Source organism: Nannocystis sp. RBIL2 (genome assembly GCF_026626745.1).
Classification (GTDB): Bacteria; Myxococcota_A; Polyangia; order Nannocystales; family Nannocystaceae; genus Nannocystis.
The window spans coordinates 3,742,828-3,758,511 of record NZ_JAPNJW010000002.1 but is presented as its reverse complement, the minus strand read 5'-3'; the positions used below and the strand labels follow the sequence as shown (position 1 = coordinate 3,758,511).

Annotated in this window: 15 protein-coding genes; 7 read left to right on the top strand and 8 right to left on the bottom strand. The window is 68.9% G+C overall.

All coding sequences use genetic code 11. The annotated features are described in order from the left end of the window. Positions 1-128 precede the first annotated feature (128 nt). From OV090_RS39960 to OV090_RS39950, 3 genes are all read right to left on the bottom strand, one after another. The gene (locus OV090_RS39960; RefSeq protein ID WP_267710107.1) at positions 129-413 is read right to left on the bottom strand and encodes a hypothetical protein; all 285 of its coding nucleotides are present in this window, start codon (positions 411-413) and stop codon (positions 129-131) included. Between the two features lie 572 nt (positions 414-985). Continuing rightward, entirely contained in the window at positions 986-1,777 is a 792-nt protein-coding gene (locus tag OV090_RS39955) for a hypothetical protein (protein WP_267710106.1), read from the bottom strand. 54 nt (positions 1,778-1,831) lie between these two features. Then, positions 1,832-2,107 carry a hypothetical protein gene (locus OV090_RS39950; RefSeq protein ID WP_267710105.1) on the bottom strand — a complete coding sequence of 92 codons (276 nt, stop codon included), beginning with the start codon at positions 2,105-2,107 and terminating at the stop codon, positions 1,832-1,834. A gap of 896 nt (positions 2,108-3,003) precedes the next feature. Here OV090_RS39950 and OV090_RS39945 point away from each other — a divergent pair. After that, a complete protein-coding gene (locus tag OV090_RS39945) occupies positions 3,004-4,935 on the top strand; it encodes a hypothetical protein (RefSeq protein ID WP_267710104.1) in 1,932 nt (643 codons plus the stop codon). Positions 4,936-5,449: 514 nt separating this feature from the next. Then, entirely contained in the window at positions 5,450-5,890 is a 441-nt protein-coding gene (locus OV090_RS39940) for a hypothetical protein (protein WP_267710103.1), read from the top strand. Positions 5,891-5,986: 96 nt separating this feature from the next. On the opposite strand, the gene OV090_RS39935 is transcribed toward OV090_RS39940, so the two are convergent. The 4 genes from OV090_RS39935 to OV090_RS39920 all read right to left on the bottom strand — a co-directional run bounded on the left by OV090_RS39935 (position 5,987) and on the right by OV090_RS39920 (position 11,012). Then, positions 5,987-7,828: a caspase family protein gene (locus OV090_RS39935; RefSeq protein WP_267710102.1), complete on the bottom strand. Its 1,842-nt coding sequence runs from the start codon at positions 7,826-7,828 to the stop codon at positions 5,987-5,989. Between the two features lie 42 nt (positions 7,829-7,870). Next, complete coding sequence (locus OV090_RS39930; RefSeq protein WP_267710101.1) at positions 7,871-8,770, bottom strand: hypothetical protein; 900 nt, start codon at positions 8,768-8,770, stop codon at positions 7,871-7,873. A gap of 60 nt (positions 8,771-8,830) precedes the next feature. Continuing rightward, positions 8,831-9,829: a cytochrome c gene (locus tag OV090_RS39925; RefSeq protein ID WP_267710100.1), complete on the bottom strand. Its 999-nt coding sequence runs from the start codon at positions 9,827-9,829 to the stop codon at positions 8,831-8,833. Between the two features lie 73 nt (positions 9,830-9,902). After that, entirely contained in the window at positions 9,903-11,012 is a 1,110-nt protein-coding gene (locus tag OV090_RS39920) for a hypothetical protein (RefSeq protein WP_267710099.1), read from the bottom strand. Positions 11,013-11,728: 716 nt separating this feature from the next. Here OV090_RS39920 and OV090_RS39915 point away from each other — a divergent pair. Next, positions 11,729-12,019, top strand: coding sequence for a hypothetical protein (locus OV090_RS39915; RefSeq protein ID WP_267710098.1), 291 nt, complete (start codon positions 11,729-11,731; stop codon positions 12,017-12,019). A 97-nt stretch (positions 12,020-12,116) separates the two neighbouring features. Next, positions 12,117-12,656, top strand: coding sequence for a sigma-70 family RNA polymerase sigma factor (locus OV090_RS39910; protein WP_267710097.1), 540 nt, complete (start codon positions 12,117-12,119; stop codon positions 12,654-12,656). On the opposite strand, the gene OV090_RS39905 is transcribed toward OV090_RS39910, so the two are convergent. Then, positions 12,653-13,330, bottom strand: coding sequence for an IS630 family transposase (locus OV090_RS39905; RefSeq protein ID WP_267710096.1), 678 nt, complete (start codon positions 13,328-13,330; stop codon positions 12,653-12,655). The two genes, OV090_RS39910 and OV090_RS39905, sit on opposite strands and share 4 nt — an antisense overlap. A 662-nt stretch (positions 13,331-13,992) precedes the next feature. Between OV090_RS39905 and OV090_RS39900 the strand changes: the two genes are divergently transcribed. Genes OV090_RS39900 through OV090_RS39890 form a run of 3 tightly spaced genes read left to right on the top strand, consistent with a single transcriptional unit; the run spans position 13,993 to position 15,670 of the window. Continuing rightward, positions 13,993-14,826, top strand: a complete 834-nt coding sequence (locus tag OV090_RS39900; RefSeq protein WP_267710095.1) for a viperin family antiviral radical SAM protein — start codon at positions 13,993-13,995, stop codon at positions 14,824-14,826. Then, a complete protein-coding gene (locus OV090_RS39895; RefSeq protein WP_267710094.1) occupies positions 14,823-15,392 on the top strand; it encodes a hypothetical protein in 570 nt (189 codons plus the stop codon). The genes OV090_RS39900 and OV090_RS39895 overlap by 4 nt, the downstream gene beginning before the upstream one ends. Then, on the top strand, positions 15,389-15,670 hold the full coding sequence (locus OV090_RS39890; protein ID WP_267710093.1) for a hypothetical protein: 282 nt from the start codon (positions 15,389-15,391) through the stop codon (positions 15,668-15,670). Before OV090_RS39895 ends, OV090_RS39890 begins: the two co-directional genes overlap by 4 nt. Positions 15,671-15,684 lie beyond the last annotated feature (14 nt).

Genomic DNA, 15,684 nt, shown 5'->3' with positions numbered 1-15,684 from the left:
CCCGCGCGGCGCCGGCACGGCTCAAATATCTTGGGGCGTCGGAGCGGAGCGGCGGCGAGCTACGGAGACGGGGCGTGGGTGGGTGATCGGGACCCCACTGGGGACCGCGGATGTGGCGCTCGACGGCCTCAGAACGGGCGGGTGACGCAGATGCAGTCGCCTTCCGGGCCGAGGCAGGCGAGCGGCGGGGCGGTGAGCTGGGCGAGGAAAGCGTCGAATGCGGCCTGCGGCAGCGCGGGGCTGTCGACGATGTCGAGGTGAGCGAGCTCGGTCAGGAGCGGTGCGCCAGCGAGGGTGGTGAGACCGGTGAGGCCGAGCAAGTTCAGCGACTCGACGCGGGCCAGCGAATCCAGGCCGTGGAGGCCGTGGAGGCCGGGGAGGGACGGAGCCGAGCAATCGCTGAGCTGGAACATGTGTTCGACGTGCTCGAGTGCGCCGAGACCGATCAGGCTGGTGAGCTGCGTTCCCGGGGATAGTGAGGTCGCCGCGCACGCGGGTCAGGCAGCGGAAGTCGGGCTCGACCATCCCGGGGATCAGGAACGAGTCGTACTCCCAGGTGTGCTCGCACGGCGGGCCGCACTGCGAGGACGGGCCCGAGGGGGTGGTGCCCGAGGTCGTCGGGGTGGTGCTCTCGGTGGTGGTCGATGGGGTCGGCGTGGGCGAATCACCCGAGGTGCCGGCCATGGTGGCGGGGTCGGTCGTCGCGTCGCTGTCGCTGTTCGCGGTCGCCGGGCCGCAGGCGGCGACGAGGAGGACGGCGAGGGCGAGCCGGGGCACGTCGCCACGTTATCACAGGCGACGACGTACTCAGGCGCGCTCCACCAGCGCGAGGTGCTCGCAGGGCAACGCGGTTCGGCGCGCAGGCCGAGGGGCGCGTGCAGCCCGGCGAGGCCGTCCTCGGCCTTGCCGAGGCGGCCGCGGCGTGCCAGAGCGACGCTCTCGAGCGCGCCCTGCGGAACGAGGCGAGCGCCGCGCGGCGCTCCGCCTACTTCGCGGCGACGGAGGAGAGCGCGATGTCCGTGACCTCGGCCGGCACGTAGACGTCGAACTTGACCTTCCCGCCGTCCAGGAAATCCTTGCGCGGAGTGAATTCCCAGACCTCGCCCTTGCCCGAGTCTCCCTTGACGACGACGAACCCGCGCATGAACCCTTGATCGTAGTTGACCAACTGGTCGCCGTGCCACTCGCTGCCCGACTTGCGGCCCCAGTCGTCGTACAGCAGCACGACGTCGACGACGGGCTTCTTGGTGTGGCTCGCGGCGTAGTCGGAGAAGATCCGCTTGAGCTGCTTCGCGTCCTTGGCCTTGTAGACGTCCTTCGGCAGGCGGACCGCGGCGGCGAGCGCCTCGTCGAGCTCCGCGTACTTCGCCTCGACGGCCTTCCACTCCGGCGTCTCGAGGTCTTCGGCCTTACGCATCGACTTGTGCGACCAGGCGGACTTGTACTGCTTGACGAACTCATGGCTCGGGTACGGCGACGTGAGCTCCAGCAGAAAGTCCTCGCTCTGACAGCACGCCGGCAGCAGCTGCTGCAGCTTATCGACGTCGTCGATCAGCGGCTGGTAGTACGCGCGCCGCTCCGCGGCGGGGTCGGCGGGCGGGGTCGCGGTGGGCTTGTCCGACGCGCCCGCCGCGGCGACCTCGGCCTCCGGCGAGGCAGCCGACGATTCGTCCGCCTTCTTCTTGAACAGCGAATTGCTGTCCAGCTTCAGGCCGCCCGCGCAGCCCGCTCCGAGCCCGAGTGACAGGGATGCAAAAATGACGATGATTTTGTTCATGTGTTCGACCTTCAGACAAAGTGGGCACGACGCTGTGCCCTCGAGCGTTGCAGTTCACGCGCGCGTGAACTCTGCCGGCGACGATCGCCGGGCCATCGGGTGACGACGGGAGCGCGCAGGGAGTGGGCCGCCGTGAAGCAGGGTCATGATGCGCACCATCGCGGCCGTCTTGGTGCGCATCACCTCGTCCGCGCCGGTGTCGTCGAGGGTTCCTCTCGGCGTCTGTCGCGGCGTTGCCGGTGTCTCGGTGAGCTGTACGTTGGCGCAGACGGAGTTGGCCGTGAATGTCACCGCATGGATGACGAGCCCGCCCCCGGCAGCGATGGCCAACGTTACGATCCCGTTTGCATGCGCGCTCCTCCCTGAACCGGGCGCGATCGCCCAGGCCGACAAGGAGACGGGAACCGTTGCGGGTTTTTGCGATTTTTTTGAACGTGCCGTCCGGTCGCTTCTTGCACCATGCGCGCGAGACCCGTCAGCGCCGCGGCGGGTCTGAGCGCTGCCTCCGGGCGGCCCAGGGGCAGCGCTTCCCGTCGATGGATGCCCTGCTCGGCGCCGGTGAGCGGGTCGTGGCCGGTGAGGTGGAGGAAGTCGTCGGCCAGCACGACGACGTGGTCGGGCAGGGCGGTGTCCAGCGACCTGCGCGAACAACCGAAGGCCGCCCACAAGCACAACAGCGACGCCCTCAAGCTCCACCGCAAGGGCGACTACACCGGCTCGCCCACTTCAACCGCGCCTGCGCGCTGAGCCGCCTCGGTCAGCCGATGGCGGCGGCCGCTGGCTCGGGGGTCGGTTCGGCGATCGGTGGTTCGGGGAGCGTCCGCAGGGCTTGCCGGGGACGCAAGTTGGCGAGCTGTGACTGACCCCCCGCTCGCCTCCGCTTGGTTCGGCAGCCCTGGCCTAATCGAAGGCAGCAATTCGCTGCTCATCTGGCTGACCAACGCGGTCGCGCTGTCCGGCCAGCGCAAGGTGCGGGAGCTGTCGCATCACGCCCTAACCCCGCTCACGCGGGATCGTCGGTCCGACGATCCCAAAGGTCGACGGGGGTGCCGCCCCGGCCCTCATCCGCGGACCCTCGGTGTTCTGGCACTGGACCCGGCGAGAGTACTGTGGCTTGGAATTTCCCAAGCGCACTCAGTAGACGCTGCCAACCCTTCGCCGGCCGACGGTACACCGAGACGAGGCCCCCCTTGCTTCCGAGATTCGCTTCGAATGTTCATGCACAGATGGGCCTCGTGCTGGCGACGGTGCTAGCGATCGCGTTGCCCGAGGCCGAGGCCCACGCCGACTGCGGGTGCGACGGCACGATCACCGCCGACGGCGACGGACCCTGCCTGCGCTACGCGGCCCCGTCGGGCCCCGGCAACGACATCACGTTCCGCTTCGCCGAAGCGTACGAGTGCGGGCAGTACGTGACGGGCGAGTTCTTCGTCGTCGCCTCGGGCGCAGCGATCACTATCGCCGCGATCACGCCCGACGGTGCGCCGGGTCGTCACGGTGCCGACGTGAATCCCGATCCGAACGGACCGCAGCGCTGGGACGATCGCCTCGGCGACTACGCCGACGCGGTCGGCTTGCCGCTCGACGTCGAAGCGAACAGCTCGGTCGTCAAGTACGTGTCCGACAATCCCGTCGGTGATTGCGACGGCGATGCGGACGAGAAATCATGCGGACGGTTCGCCGCGGTGGTGACGATCGTGGACGCGGCGCCCGACGATCCGAGCACCGCGTTTCGTCCGCCTTTCGTCGGCGCGGACAAGCCGACGTTGTCCGCGGCGACGTTGCAGACGCAATTGTTGTCGCGGCTGTCGGCCGACTGCGCCGATGTGCCCACGCTCGCAACCGCCGAGGCGTGGACGCGGCACCTGCGGCTCGACTACACGAGCGACTCGGTCACGTGCGATCTGATGCCGCCGGAAGATGCGATCCCGAACGGCCGGCCGTGGTCGACCGACATCTGGGCCGACGACACCGACGTGCATGGGTGGCTGCACCTGGCCGACGTCTGCGACGCACCGCCGTGCACGCCCGAGCAGGATCTCGCGACGAAGATGCCCGTGCTCGTCGGCTACGTGCAGCACGGCATCGACGTGTGGGGCGTCGACCGGCAGGGCGCGAGCCTGTTCCGCGGCGGCGGAGGCAACGGCGGCGGCAAGCTGCACGCGTACGTGTTCGCGGCGACGATGCTCGCCGACGCGGAGATGCTCGCCGATCTCGCGGCGATCGACGAGGAGCGCTTCTTCGAGAGCGCGAGCTACTACGCGGGCGAAGGCGGCGTCGCGCTGTGGGGCCAGCCGACCGGCGACGAGGCGGCGTACTGGAACGACTTCGGTGATCAGTCGACGCGGACCATCCGCGATCCGTACCACTCCATCGACGGCGGCTTCGAGCCCGGCGGCTGGTATCAGGACAACACGGCGAAGCCGACGCAGTACACCGCGCTCTTGATGCGGATCATGCCGGCTTTGCAGGCGAACTGGCCGGTGAACGGCGACGTCGTGCTCGCGTATGCGGATCGCTGGGTCGAGCACGGCGCGCTGACGCAGCCGGATGACTGCGCGCCGATCGGCGGCGAGTACGGCGTCGACTACGGTCCCGACGGCATGGGCGGCTGCATCGCAGGGGGCGGCCGCGTGCCCGAGCTCGACGGCAACAACGCGAACGGAGGCAATCGTTCGCGCCCGTTCGGCGAGTGCATGTGGCAGAGCTTTCGCGCCTGCGCCGAGGACTGCTCGTGCCCGGGGCAATCGTGCAAGAGCGCGAGCATGTGCGGCAACGGCATCGTCGAGCCGCACGAAACGTGCGACGGCGACGACGCTGCGAGCTGCGCCGAAGGTTGCATCGCGCCGGGCCAGCCCGGCGCGTGCACGTGCGCGGACGGGGGCGAGGGCGGGGGCGAGGGCGGAAGCCATGGCGCGGACGAAGGCGGCACCCCAACCGAGTCGGCGACTTCGATGGACGCCGACGACACGGCGACGTCGAACGCGAGCGCCGGCGACACGTCGGGCGGCTCGTCACCCGCGGAAGGGGACGACGACGACGCGAGCGGCTGCGGCTGCCGCTCCTCGTCGACGCCGCCACCGAGCCTGTTCTTCCTGCTGTGGATCGTCGCGTGGCGCCGCCGTTGCCGGCGGGCGATCGCCTCGTCGCGCCGCTGATGCTCCACGCGATCCCGCCGACCGCGAGTACCGCGACGCCGGCCATCATCACCAAAGAAGCGCGGCGAGGCGTCGCCGGCGACGAGCTGCGCCGGTGGATGGAGATCGGGAAGAGCCGCGCCTGCGAGCCGAGCGCGCGAAGAACACCGGGGCCGCGGCTGAGGCGGGCAGGGCGCTGGTGAAGGCCGCGAGCGCGTGCGCCCGGTTGGGCGACGAGGGCGAGGGCGCAACAACGCCGGCTACACGCTTAGTTCGAGACCAACTTCTTCGTGGTCCACGTGACCAGAGCCGACGTTCGGCTTTAGGGCGGGAGGATGCGCCCTCGGGTGCGCCGAGTGCGCGGCCGGTGTCCGAGCCCGAGCGGACGACGTAGCTGGTCGGCGGACCGGCCTCTCTCGCTCCGCACGCTGCGGCGGGGGGTGCTCCTTGCGGCAAATTTATCGTGCAAACGCTTCATTGTGCCGATCGAGGCAGGCCGAGCGCGGCACCTACCTGGCGAAGGAGATGCATGACAATGAAGAAGCATTTTTCCAGCATCCTGGTCGGGTTGACCCTGCTGTCCGGCTGCGACGATCCCAACGAGTTCGAGGTGCTCGAGCGAGGCGGCACGACGAGCGAGGGGCTCGGGACGGGAAGCATAACGAAGTCGCGGGAGGGCCCCACCAGCGAACTGCCCGCAGGCCCGGGCAAGCGCTTCGAATCGCCGGTGGACGAGCTCGGGGAAACGGATCTCGAGGCCGCCTCCATCGTGCCTGGTGCCGGGGAGGGCGCGGGAACCGAGGACAGGGAGCCTCGGGACGGCGCAACCGACGACTTGACGAACCCTCCGGAGACGGCCGAGGGCTTCGGTTGTCCGTCGGACGGCAAGTGCCACAAGCATTGCAAGAGCGTCGACTACGACGGCGGGTATTGCGAAGGATTCCTCGATCTCAAGTGTAAGTGCTACGATAAGTGAGAGCAGGCGGGGCCGGGCTCTCTGCCGCCTCGAGGAGTCTGTGCGCAGCGTTCGTCTGTGCGCGCTCGCGTGACATACGAGGCTCGCCCTCGTATGTCACGCGTCTTCGTCAGCTCCGGGGATGTCGAGGGTATAGGGGAATACGAGGACATCGAACGCTCGCGGGCGCGGCTCGCCGCGCGCCGACGGCTTCGGCGTGCGGCGAAGACCGGATGACAGCGTGCGGAAAGCAGGTGGGGTCACCATGGCGTCAGGGTCGAAAGCCTCGCCAGCGACACACACGAGAGTCCATTCGCGATAGGAGCCTGGGGGCAGCGCCGGCGGTGCGCAGATACGATACGCGCGCGTACCATCGGCGAGTTGGTCGGCGACGGTGACGCACTGACGCGCGGCGAAGCACTGCGCGCCGATCCCCGAGGACCACGCCTCGATCTCACGGTCTGCGCGGATCCGGAAGGTGTGGGCGTAGAGCTCGGGAGCGCCCCGGTCGAGGTTGTGCAGGGACACGCCGAGCAGAGCGCCGGGACGAGCCCGGATCGGGCCGGGCACCGAGACGATGCCGGATCCGGTCGCGGTGCCCCAGCGCAGCTCATAGCAGCGGCGAAGCGGCTGGCTGCTGAGGTCTCCCAGCAGCCAGCGGGCCACGCCTTGCCAGGTGCCCAGGCGACGGAGACAACGAGACAGTCGATCCTCGCAGAGTCTGTCGAGAGCCGCGAGATGGACCAGATCGCCGAGACAGTCACGGACGTGCAGCGTCCGCTCGAGGACCTCGAGGCGGGCGGCAAGGTCGGGCGCATGGTCTACCAGCCGAAGTTCGGCGGCGGTGACGAGCTCCGTGAGTCGACGCCGTACCGAAGGAGCGTCGCAATCGATGATGACCGCCGGTAGCCTTCCGCCGCGGCGTCGATGCGCATGACACACCCGGGGGAGGGCCTCGACGGCGAGCGGCACTCGCAAGCGTGTGCGATCGGGGTCGATCGTGGCGGGCCGCGCCACGGCGACGAGCGGGCCGTTACCTGCCGCGCCGGGTCTCGAGAGGAGCTCGAAGCGATCGCCGCGGTCGATGCCGTGCAGCGCCCCGGCCATGAGGACGACGTCGCCACCGACGCGCTCCACGCGATACATGTCTTGTCCGGCGAGGTCTTCCGAGAGCGAGAACGGCCTGCGGAAGCGCGGGCCGAACACGGCGGGCTGCTGGATCGGCCATACCTCCTGCACGGCCGCGCGGGTAGCGGCGAGCACGGCGTCCCAGGTCGTGTGCGACTCGAGCGCGGCGAGCAAGACATCCGTGAAGAGCATGCGCCCGGTGGCGGGGTGCGGGTAGGCCCGGCCGCCGGCTGAGCTCGCGGCGACAACCACCACGTGATCGGCGAACGTCGGCGGCTTGTCGGGCCGCGGGCCGCGGACCGCAAGCGGACGCTTCTCGACGACACGCGCGCAGGCTTCGCGGTGGAGCGCCTGCTCGCAGTTGCGCGCGACATCTTCGTCGATATCGTCGTCGAGGCGGACCATGCCGCTCGCGTGGCAACAGTCCAGGATAACGGTCAGGTTGCGTGCGCGCCGTGCGATCCGTCGGAGCTCCCGGCTCAGTTCGGAGGCGAACACGCTACGAAGCGTTCCGCCGGTCGAGCGGTCGAGGTCGATCGTCACCAGCAACGGGTAGGCGACGTGAGATCCAGGCTCGGACGCGCCGAGCTCGCTGCGATAGAGGTGACCGTGGCCAGCGTAGTAGACGATGACCGGCGCGTCGCCGTGGTCCTCGTCTGCCAGGCGGCGGAGACCCGCGAGGACCTCGGCGCGGTTGGCCCGTGCGCCGACCAACCGATCGATCTCGTCCTCGCCGCAGAGCCTCCCCAAGAGCCAGGAGTGCATGCTGTCGACGCTGGGCTCTACGGCGAGTCCGCCGTAGGCGCTGCCTATCAGGAGCACGCGGGTCATCGGACGCATCGCGGAGGTCGAGGGTGCCGGCGGCGGGGACGCTCATTGCGGCGGTCGCACACCGGGCGGAGAGTGTGGCGCGCGGAGCGGAGGAGGAATGCGTGGGGACGCTGCGACGTTCCGGGGCTTCTGGCGCGGTTCGGTGTTGACGGTCCTGACGATGGTATCCGCGGAGTCGCTCACGCACTCCGGCAATTGTGGCCTGGCGCGCCCATTCGCGGAGACCAACGCTCTCAGCGTACTCTGAAGGTTGTGCCATCGAGACAAGCTGGCCTGCTTCAACGACCTGAGCGCCGAGAGGGCCAACTTCCACAGACGAACGACGGGCTCCAGCCTGCTGGAGTCGAGCCGTTGCTGGAGCAGCGCCCGTTCGTGCTCCAGCCGGGCGCACTCGTCCTTCAACTGGCCGTGTTCCGCCTTCAGGTGGTCGCGTTCGGCGGTCTGTTGCAGGAATTGTTGTTGCAGGCTGTCGAGCCTGGCGCTCTGGTGCTTGCCGTCGGCCCGCACGCGGTTGAGCTCGAGCTCCAGGCGCTGTTTTTCGAGGATCAGCTCGGCCTGCGAGATTGGCAGGTATTTCGGCAGGTCTTCAGCTCTGGCCAGCATGTCACGGAGCGCGTTCGTGATGAACAGGCGACGCAGGTCGCGCACGCGGTGCAGCGCCTGGGCGGTGGCACGGGGATCGCGGGACGTTCGGTCGAGCGCGAACGGGAACGGACGGTCGCGCTCGCCGTCGAGCTCGGGGGAGCGATCGAGGAGGTCGCTTCTGCGGTGCAGGCAGCTGAACACGAAATGGATGAACAGGATGAACTCCGCGATGTTGCCCTTGAAGCCCTCGACGAGCAGCTGGCGGGCGTACGGGGCGGTCTGCGTGATGTGCTGGACGAACGTCAGGCACGCCTTGTAAATGGTCCCGGACTCGTGCGAGCCGTTGGCGGCCGGCATCCCGCTCGGTTTCGAGATCAGCTCCTTCGTTGCGATCCCCGGGTTCTCCGCGACGATCCGCTACGGTGCGACATCGAATTCGAAGCTGTGTGTGACGGCGGCGTCTCCTGCGGGGATCCGCATGGGTTGACTTCCGTCGACCCAAAACGGGTTGGTGAAGGGGAGCACGACCGCGGGACGCGCGACCGCGGCCGCGGTCCTGAAGGCGATGCGCGTAGGGCCGGGCTGAGCGCTCGCTGGGGTGTGGTAATGCATCTGCACGGCGATCATGGACCCGGGCTCGATGCGAATGCCGGTGCCCTCCGGCATCGCGTCGTCGGTGCTACCAGGCACCCAGACGCGCAGCCAGGAGGCGCGCCATCCCGCGCCGGTGTCGCCCCCGCCGGGTCCGCCGTAACAGACGTATCCCGGCGCGGGATCGGCGTCGTCGAGGGCTCGATAGACGGCGACGTCGGCGGGCGGGATCGCGTACACGGCGACGTGGTGGATCATTTGGCGGTCGCCCGGGACGACCCCCAGCCCGGTGATGTACCGCCCCTGTTCCGAGGGCCAGGGTAAAAGGAAGCAGCGGTACTCGTCAGGCAAGAGGACCGGCGTGTACAGCTCGTCCAGGGCGAGGGTGATGTCGTACTCGAGCTCGTCTTGCGAGCCCGAGGGCGATCCGAGGGATTCGGTCGGATCTCCCTCGGCGATGCCCTGGTCCACCCATTCGAGCAACAGTCGCTCCTGTTCCTCGCTCAGCGAGCGATCGTGCCGGTACGCCCGGCACGAGTCGTCGGGCGGCCACGGCGGCATGATGCGGGCGGCGAGCATGTCCGCCAAGACAGGTGCCAGTACGCGCGCCTCCTCGTATGTCTGCAGGGATAACGGGCCGACGCCGCCAGAGGCGTGGCACTGGACGCACTTGGCGTCGAGGATGGCCTTGACGGCGCCGTGGTAGGTCACGGCGGAAATCTCGGCCTCGGAGTCGTGGGACGCCGCGACGCTCGCGGACGAGCCCTCGTCGGTGCAGGCGGCGAGGAGGCAGCATAGTGCGAAGGTCCGGGTGGCGTCGGGCATGGGGGTATCGTGATGGAGGTTCGTGGACGGCGGGATGACGCGCCCGCGTGGCGCGGGCGCGGTTCGATGCGGGTCAGCTGCAGCGACGGCGCTTGCGCATGTACAAAAGCCCGCCGAGCATCAGCAGCGCGAGCCCGCGGTCGCCGTTGCCCTGGACCGAGCAGTCATGGCAGTACTTGCCGTTGTTGGTCGACACGTAGGTCGGGACCCCCGCACCGCGGGTCCGGGTGATCTTGAGGCACTTGTTGTGGATGGCGGCGTTGGCGATGATATGCCCCAGCGCCACCAGCGAGACCGGGCTGGCGGCGCCCCCGACCGCGACGGCCAGGCACGCGACCCTGTCGGCGCCACTGGGCGCGTGTGGACAGCCGAACGCCGCCAGCGCTCCACCGGGACCCATGGAGTCCATGTGGTTGAAGATCTCCTTGGTGGTCACTCGCGACCAGTAGATCGAGCACGAGGCGAAGCCGCAGTTGGTCGTCACAGCCGGATCTGCGATCACCGGATACGAGGCGCCGTGGTGATCGACGTGCAGCGTGAGCTCGTGGCCATCGAGGGTGTAGCGAGCAGGCACCGCCTGACCCTCGGCGTCGCGCGCCCAGGGCGGATCGATGACTGCCAGCGCGGTGTCGTCGGCCGTGGTCGCGTCCGAGGTGGATTCGCGCAGCTCGATCGCGCCGCTGGCCAGCAGCTCCAGAGTGATGCCCTCGGGCACCTCGAGGGTGAACGTGAAGGCGTCCGGAGCGGCGGGCCCGTCGATGATCGTCAGCACGGAGAAGGAGGCGATGGCCTCGGTCTGATTGACCTGCACGAGCGCCGACGTGTCGGGGGCAGCGCCACGGTAGACGACGCGTCCGGGCGCCGCTGCGGCGCCGGGGCCGGCGGCGATCGCCTCGGGCAGGTGCAAGCTGAACATCGCGCGTCCGGTCGGATCCCGCAGCGCGATAGGACGGCCGGGATCCTTAGGGATCTCGAGCGCGATATCGTCGTCACGGCTGTGGGTGAGCGCGTCGTCAGTCTCGACGAGGAGCGTGACGGGCTCGGGGAGCAGGTCTCCCGCGATGCGGTCGACCTCGACGGCGGCGAGAGCGGACATTCCCGTCACGTCGAGGACATCGGCCTCGCGCCGTTCGTCGGAATCGTCGGCTCCACAGCCGGCGAGCAGCAGAGGGCTCAAGATCACGGTCAGCAACCCGGGGATCAGCCTGTTCCATGTCGTCATCGTTCATTCTGCTTTCTGGCAGTAAGCTCGACCTGTCGCCTCGACAGGTGGACCGTTGATGGGTGTTCCAGTCGGAGGACGACTCGATGCATCCAGCGTCGTCACCGTCCTCGCTCTGCCGGGAAGTCTTGGGACGAGGGGGCATCGATCGATGCGAAGGGCACGGCGAGAGGGGTTCTGTGACGCACATCAAAGGCCGCCGAGCCGCTCGCGGATGGGCGCCCGCGCCTGCAGCAGCGAACCGCACTGGCGAGGCGTCCGCCCCGCCGCCCTGCGCGGGGCTGCGATCGGGCTCGTGGGCTTGCTCGCGGTCGGCTTCGGAACAGGAAGGCCGAGCAGACGGCCGCCAGCAGGGCGGCGAAGAAGGCACCGCGACCTCGCGGCCCTGCTCGACGCCCTCCGACGAGCCGAGGCCCGCCGCATCGCCTGGCTGGCGTGGAGCGCCGTTGCGACGGTCGCCGTGCTCGTCGTGGTCTGGCAGTCGAGCCCCGCGGCCGCCGACCCCGAGCCCGCACGTCCGTCGCCCACCGCCGTCGCCAGCATCGACCCGCCCGCTCCGACCCCGACCTCCGCCCCGATCCCCGCCGTCGCGCGCGAGGCCTTCCTCGCGTATCTGGCCACCATCCGCGCCTACAACCGCCACGACGAGGACGCTACTTCGCCGGCTCCTCTCGCCGATGGACTGCTTCTACAGCGTCGCCGGAGCCGACGTCCGCGCTCGTCGCAAGAAGCTCGCCGGCTACATCGAGGTCAGCGAGTCCGTCCTCGAGCTCATCTCGACCGACGGCGCCGGCACCGTGACCTTCTGCGAGCGCGGCCTGTTCGACTACGAGCGGGGCCGCGGCCGGGTCCGCCACGGCAAAGCGATCGTGATGCGCAAGGTCGACGGCGTCTGGAAGATCGCGGTCGAAACCACCCGCAAGCACACCGAGTGCTTCGTTTCCCCGTGCGCCCCGCGCGACGGCTGAAACCCACGCGGACAGCGTTCATTCGGCTTTTTTGCGATCCGTGAGCCGTTCGCCGCCGGTTTTCCCACTATGGCGAGCAGGAAGGCAAGCGAAGCCGATGACCACCAACCCGACCATGACCCTGCACGCCCGCGTCGTCCGCGACCATTGGGCGCGGCTCAAGAGCTACTTCCGCAGCAAGGTCCCCGAGCCCGACTGCTACGACCTCGTCCAGCAGACCCTCGCGGAGCTCGTGAAGTGCGACCTCGCGGCCGTCCGGAACATGAAAACGTACGTCATGCGCGTGGCCCACAACGTGCTCGTCGCTTACATCGACGAGCACAAGGCCAAGACGGTCGCCTTCGACAGCGACGTGCACAGCGTGATGGGCCCGCAGACCTCGTTCAGCGCCCGCCTCGACAAGCGCAACCGCATCCTCAACGCCCTGCGCTCGCTACCCCTGGCCCAGCAGGAGGCCGTGGAGTTGCGCCTGTGCGAGGACCTCGAGCTGACCGAGATCGCCGAGATGATGGAGCGCGGCCTCGCCACCGTCAAACGCTACATCGAAGCCGGTACCAAGCAGCTGCGCACGTCGCTGGGTGGCATCGTGCCCGGTGACCCCGGGGCCGCGGTCTCCGAAGCCTACCGCGCCAGCTAGTGCCGCGACCGTGGCGTAGTGATCTGCTGGAGCCTGAACACGGATCGAGCCTGCTCTTTGGTGAACCGCCAGGTGATCTTGCGGCGTCGCCGATGGGCATCGGAGTTCCAGAGAGATGTTCGCCGACGTAGTTCGGCGAGCGAGCCGATCCGTAGGCGCCCGAGGCACTCGCGGGACCATAGGCTCGCTTCGATCTCTGCTGGATTGAGCCAACTGCCGTGCTTCGGGGTGTAGTGCACGGTGAAACGACTCCAGAGTTCCTGTCCCGCCTCCCGGCCAAATGTCGTGCACAGGGAGTTCTGGCAGTGCGTATTGAGGTTGTCCATGACGAGGTGGATCGTCCTCGCCGACGAATACCGCCGAGCTATTCGACGAAGAGCCCGAGCGAACTGCTTCGCCGTTCGGTTGGGCGTGGCATGGGTGAGGTGTCGCCCTGTCTTGGGCTCGACGATGCAGAAGATATTCGCCGTACCGCGCCTCACGTATTCGTAGTCCTGCCGCGCCATACGGCCCGGAGAAGCGGGGCGTCCCGGTCGAGCTGCATCCCGCAGCACGACTGGGCGCTCATCGAGCGCGACGACGGGCTCGGACACGTCGGCCGGCTGGGCCAGGGTGTCGAGCACGTCGTCCATCCGAGCCACGTATTCCTCGTCGATCTTGGGAACGCACCACATTTTTTTCCCGCCAGGGCTTGAGCTCGTGGTCCTTCAGCAAAATCCGGATCGTCTCCCGGCCGACTTGGTCGACAAGCTTGCGCTTCATGCACTCCTCGACGATGAGCATGATTGTCCACCGAGCGCGTCCTTCGGGAGGTGGACCGCAGACCATGGCGACGATCGCCGCTTCCTGCCGAGCATCGAGTTTCCGCGGTGGGACCGGCCGCTTCGCGTCCTTGAGTGCGACTTCGACGCCCGCGGCGAGATACCGTTCTCCAACCCGCCGAACCGATGGGACCGCCGATCCAACCGCTGCCGCCGTCGCCGCCAGCGTCTTCCCCTCGTCCAGCAACTGCAGCATGCGGATTCGCTTCCAGGTCCGCACCGTGAGCCGCTCCCGAGCCTTTCGCCGCAGCAGCTCTCGGTCCTCGGCCTTGAGCTTGAGACCGGGGAACCGGGGCCGTGGCTTCTTCTGCCTCATGGAACCTGTAGATCAGGTTCCGGGCCAGAGCGCAAATTCGCGCATCCTTTTCGGATCGCTAAGCTACGGTCGAAGCACTAGTCACCCAGGGCCGCAATTGCGCGGCCCTCATCCATAGCAGCAACCGCCATCGCATCGTCCGTCCGACGCTCCTGTCGGAGGGGGCGCTGGCACAGCCATGAAAAGGAGTCGCCCCGCCATGACCATCGAGGGACCGATCAGCGTCAACTATCACCTGTACAAACCGTGCAACTACCACTGTCAGTTCTGTTTCGCGACCTTCGCCGACATCGAGGGCTCCCTCGATCTCGCGGCGCAGCTCCGTCTGCTGCGTCTCCTGCGTGAAGCCGGCTGCGAGAAGATCAACTTCGCCGGCGGCGAACCGACCCTCTACCGGGGCCTCGGCGAGCTCCTGCACGCCGCCCGTGACCTCGGCTTCGTCACCGCCATCATCACCAACGGCGCCCGCCTCGCCCCATTATTGGACTCTCACAGCGACGACCTCGACTGGGTCGGCCTCTCGGTCGACTCCGCCGACGAGGAGGTCCAGGCCAGCCTCGGCCGCGGCCGCGGCGATCACGTGGCCACCAGCCGCCGGCTCGCCCTCGCCGTCCGCGACGCCGGCATCAAGCTCAAGCTCAACACCGTCGTCACCGCGCGCACCTGGCAGGAGGACATGCGCCCGCTGATCCGCGCCCTCCGGCCGCATCGCTGGAAGGTGTTCCAGGTCCTGCCCGTCGGCGGCCAGAACGACCACAAGGTCGAGCCTCTTCTGATCACCCCCGCCCAGTTCGCCAGCTTCGTCGCGCGCCACGCCGACCTGCCCGCGCCGCTCGCCCCGATCGTCGAGGACAACGCTGCCATGACCGGCAGCTATGCGATGATCGATCCGCTCGGCCGCTTCTTCAGCAACGTCGCCGGCCACCACACCTACAGCCGCCCGATCCTCGACGTCGGCGGGGCGACCGCCCTCCAGGAGTCGCGCTTCATGCCGCACCGCCTCGTCCGTCGTGGGGGGGTATACGCGTGGTGACCACGACCCGAAACCCGCTCTACCTGTGCCTGTGCGGCCTGTCCGGTGCCGGCAAGGATACCGTCGGCGACCACCTCGAGCGCGGCCACGGCTTTCACCGCGTCGCCATCGCCGATCCGCTCAAGCGCCACGTCCAGCAGCTGTTCGACCTCCGCGAGGAGCAGTTGTGGGGCGAGCAGCGCAACACCCCGCACGCGCGCCTCGGCCGGACCCCGCGTGAGCTCTACCAGGTGTTCGGCGACATGTGCCGCAGCCTCGACCCCGAGATCTGGATCCGGCTGTGGTGCGACGCGGTGCGCATCGCCCTCGCCGAGGGTCGCAGCGTCGTCTGCACCGACCTGCGCACGCTGCCCGAGCTGCAGGCCGCGCGGGCCCGGGGCGCCCGCGTCTGGCGGATCTTCCGGCCCGGCGCGGGCGCGCCCGGCCGCGCCGGCGAGCACCCCACCGAGCGCGCCCTCGCCGAGCTCGCCGACGACCAGTTCGACCGCTGTATCCGCAACGACGGCGACCTCGGTCAGCTCCACCGCACCATCGCGTCGGCCCTCGCCGCGGAGGAGCTCGCATGACCCGCCTCGCCGACGCGGACCCCATCTCGCTGGCCAGCCTACCGCACCGTGGCATGGTGCGGCGGGCTCGCTACATCCTGCGCCGGATCGCAGCTGGCGAGCCCTACGTCCGCTTCCATGGCAAGCGCCTACGCCACGACCGGACCCGCATCAGCGTCCCGCTCGGCCGGCACTACCGGCTGATCTTCCACGACGACGGCGCCCGCCTGCGTCCGATCGCCTGCATGTCCCACTCCGCTTACAACGGCACGAAACCAGGCGCCCGCCGCCACGCCTGAGCGTCCGTGGTTCG

Excerpts from the sequence above, each read along its gene's own strand:
- OV090_RS39960 (WP_267710107.1), bottom strand. The coding sequence starts at position 413 with ATGTTCCAGCTCAGCGATTGCTCGGCTCCGTCCCTCCCCGGCCTCCAC.
- OV090_RS39955 (WP_267710106.1), bottom strand. The coding sequence starts at position 1,777 with ATGAACAAAATCATCGTCATTTTTGCATCCCTGTCACTCGGGCTCGGA.
- OV090_RS39945 (WP_267710104.1), top strand. The coding sequence starts at position 3,004 with ATGGGCCTCGTGCTGGCGACGGTGCTAGCGATCGCGTTGCCCGAGGCC.
- OV090_RS39940 (WP_267710103.1), top strand. The coding sequence starts at position 5,450 with ATGAAGAAGCATTTTTCCAGCATCCTGGTCGGGTTGACCCTGCTGTCC.
- OV090_RS39935 (WP_267710102.1), bottom strand. The coding sequence starts at position 7,828 with ATGACCCGCGTGCTCCTGATAGGCAGCGCCTACGGCGGACTCGCCGTA.
- OV090_RS39930 (WP_267710101.1), bottom strand. The coding sequence starts at position 8,770 with ATGCCGGCCGCCAACGGCTCGCACGAGTCCGGGACCATTTACAAGGCG.
- OV090_RS39925 (WP_267710100.1), bottom strand. The coding sequence starts at position 9,829 with ATGCCCGACGCCACCCGGACCTTCGCACTATGCTGCCTCCTCGCCGCC.
- OV090_RS39915 (WP_267710098.1), top strand. The coding sequence starts at position 11,729 with ATGGACTGCTTCTACAGCGTCGCCGGAGCCGACGTCCGCGCTCGTCGC.
- OV090_RS39910 (WP_267710097.1), top strand. The coding sequence starts at position 12,117 with ATGACCACCAACCCGACCATGACCCTGCACGCCCGCGTCGTCCGCGAC.
- OV090_RS39905 (WP_267710096.1), bottom strand. The coding sequence starts at position 13,330 with ATGTGGTGCGTTCCCAAGATCGACGAGGAATACGTGGCTCGGATGGAC.
- OV090_RS39900 (WP_267710095.1), top strand. The coding sequence starts at position 13,993 with ATGACCATCGAGGGACCGATCAGCGTCAACTATCACCTGTACAAACCG.
- OV090_RS39890 (WP_267710093.1), top strand. The coding sequence starts at position 15,389 with ATGACCCGCCTCGCCGACGCGGACCCCATCTCGCTGGCCAGCCTACCG.